At 66.4% G+C, this 605-nt stretch carries 1 protein-coding gene and 1 rRNA gene; both read right to left on the bottom strand.

Going from position 1 to position 605, the window contains the following annotated elements; genetic code table 11:
- Positions 1-283, bottom strand: a 283-nt coding sequence (locus ABME02_RS18440; protein ID WP_353816814.1) for a hypothetical protein, incomplete at its 3' end; no start/stop codon positions are given.
- Positions 284-514: 231 nt separating this feature from the next.
- Positions 515-605, bottom strand: a 5S ribosomal RNA gene (gene rrf / locus ABME02_RS18435); the annotation flags it as partial.

Here is a 605-nt window from a genome sequence, read left to right as displayed (position 1 = left end):
CCACCACGGTCGTCACGCGAACCGTACCTGCGCTCACCACCACGGTCGTCACGCGAACCGTACCTGCGCTCACCACCACGGTCGTCACGCGAACCGTACCTGCGCTCACCACCACGGTCGTCACGCGAACCGTACCTGCGCTCACCACCACGGTCGTCACGCGAACCGTACCTGCGCTCACCACCACGGTCGTCACGCGAACCGTACCTGCGCTCACCACCACGGTCGTCACGCGAACCGTACGAACGCTGACCGTCGCGCCCACCTTCGGGTCGACGCCCACCGGACCGGTTTCCCTGTCCTGAGCGGCCTCCGCGGCGTTCGTCGTCTCGGTCCTTCCGGCGCTCGCCGGGATCCTGCGTGGAATCGCTCACGGATGCTTCCTGTCGTCCTGCCTGGGAGTCCTGCGGACTCAACCGTACTCGGGGCGTCGCTGCGCGACGCCCCTTAACGAAGAATGGCCACCCATCAGCGTTCGCTGTTGAACGCTGTGGGTGGCCACTCTGCAATGTGTGTCCGGCGGTGTCCTACTCTCCCACAGGGTCGCCCCTGCAGTACCATCGGCGCTGCGAGTCTTAGCTTCCGGGTTCGGAATGTGTCCGGGC

It is taken from the genome of Agromyces zhanjiangensis (assembly GCF_040496055.1).
GTDB lineage: Bacteria > Actinomycetota > Actinomycetes > Actinomycetales > Microbacteriaceae > Agromyces > Agromyces zhanjiangensis.
Note: the sequence above shows the minus strand (reverse complement) of the source record. Positions and strands in the feature narration are given on the sequence as shown.